The following is a 1,800-nucleotide window of genomic DNA, read 5'->3' as shown; positions in this document are numbered from 1 at the left end:
TTGTGCGGTTTGGTCTTGTTGTTGTGCATCCACTGTATAATCCTCCATGGAGAGAAATAATAGCGCAAGAATGGTGAATGGTAATACAAGCAATGAAGATCGAAGCAAACGTGTAAACTGAATCATGCTAGCTCTAGCTCCAATCCTGATCTACGGCAACGGATTATGGAGCCCAGATGACAGAGAACGCACTTTGACAGAAATAACCTTCTGGTCTATGAAGAATGCAATTTGAATATCAGCTATTGTTAACAGCCTTCACTTTCTGATAAAAGAAATCGCATATATGCGCGTATCAAAATTTTATGCCATTCGCTTCGTGATGTGTAAAACTGTCGCCGCCAATAGTAACACTATTAGTATCGTTATTCACTTTTGCAAAACCACTAGTTGAATTCGTTGCAGCAATGTGGCTTTGGTGGTCGGCCTTGGCAGCTGATAAATTTGTCGTAAGTAGAGTTGATACTGCAATAGCTGTTACTATAATAGCCAATATGGAAAATGCTCTTGATTTTGTATTCATTGTAACGGTTCTATCATAGATATTGTTTATACGAAGTCAGTTCAACTTCATTGTAATTGTGTTTATAGAAATATTGTTGGATCAATCTACTTCATGATATGTCCTCTTTTTCTAAATCTATCTTTCTGCCTAGTGGACGCACATGAATACTCAGACTACATATTATTAAATTCCCTTTCGTAAAAATTAGGATTATGATAATAGAAAAAGTGAGTAAACTCCTATTAACTTGTCCAACTTTCCTTCATATCGAAAAAACAAATGAATGAAACGCATTAGAGGTGCCAGGAGGAACTTTTATACCTCCAACAATCGGCTTGCCAGTGTCGTTACTTGGAGGAGGAAGTGTACTTCAGGGGAAAGGAAGTATAAAGGGTGTCGAAGTTAAATCCCTTTGTGAACAATTGGTAAAATCAGAATGTTGTTGACGGTAATCGCAAAATTCTGGATCATTGCCGTTACTTTCATTATCAGCATTTGCTTGTTGTATACTAATAATAGTTGCAAACGTGCTAACTGCCAACGCTCCCACTACTACGATTAGCAATGTCGACATTGGATTAGTTAGAATCGTTTTCTTTCATGTAATTTCCCGTCGCTGTAAATAAATTCCTTTAGTACCATTGCAACAGTATCTTTTAATAGTATTTTATATACTACTAATTCTGTTTTGAAAAACTATGGTTGAGTAAAAACTAGTCCGCAGGCCTACGCTAGAATGTTTTTATAATTCGATAATCCATCCTGTTGACAGCGAAATACCTTAGTCTACAACCATCTACATCGCCATTATTTGTGGTATACATGAGCTATTCTAACCATTTTTTCCCCAAATATTGGGAAACCTTAAGGCCCATCTATCAGTTTCCTTCCGTCGTTTTAATATTTTCTATCTCTTGACGGAAACTTCAAGCGGTTATGCTTTGTTTGATATGAATCTGTTATATTCTCACCTAATTTTTGCCAATGTTGTTTGCATTGTGTATTAACATTGTTTAGCCATTGATGAATCTAGAATGAAATAGGAGAGCCTGTGCATGAAGAGTAAAGTTTAGTCTTAGCTTATACCTGCTATTATGGCTCTAACTGTGCTTCTCCAAGAGTCTATGCTATCATGCATGCTTATACCTAGAAATTCACTTGCTATCAATCCGTCGTAAAGAGCTACAAATCCTGATGCTATAGCTTTTGTATCTGTATCTTGTCTAAAGAATCCTTTTTCCATTTGATGGTCAAGATATTCTCTAACAACATTGAACGTTTTGAGTCTTTGTGCA

At 36.4% G+C, this 1,800-nt stretch carries 3 protein-coding genes; all 3 read right to left on the bottom strand.

Annotated elements, in window-relative coordinates; translation table 11 throughout:
- Nucleotides 1-295 precede the first annotated feature (295 nt).
- The 3 genes from DYY65_RS10550 to DYY65_RS10540 all read right to left on the bottom strand — a co-directional run bounded on the left by DYY65_RS10550 (nt 296) and on the right by DYY65_RS10540 (nt 1,748).
- Nucleotides 296-523 carry a hypothetical protein gene (locus tag DYY65_RS10550; RefSeq protein ID WP_162477921.1) on the bottom strand — a complete coding sequence of 76 codons (228 nt, stop codon included), beginning with the start codon at nt 521-523 and terminating at the stop codon, nt 296-298.
- Nucleotides 524-875: 352 nt separating this feature from the next.
- Nucleotides 876-1,079 (bottom strand): hypothetical protein, encoded by a 204-nt coding sequence (locus DYY65_RS10545; RefSeq protein WP_162477920.1) that lies wholly within the window; start codon nt 1,077-1,079, stop codon nt 876-878.
- Between the two features lie 501 nt (nt 1,080-1,580).
- On the bottom strand, nt 1,581-1,748 hold the full coding sequence (locus tag DYY65_RS10540) for a hypothetical protein (protein ID WP_162477919.1): 168 nt from the start codon (nt 1,746-1,748) through the stop codon (nt 1,581-1,583).
- Nucleotides 1,749-1,800 lie beyond the last annotated feature (52 nt).

The organism is Nitrososphaera sp. AFS (genome assembly GCF_009898475.1).
GTDB lineage: Archaea > Thermoproteota > Nitrososphaeria > Nitrososphaerales > Nitrososphaeraceae > Nitrosopolaris.
This window is presented reverse-complemented; position numbering and strand designations above follow the sequence as displayed.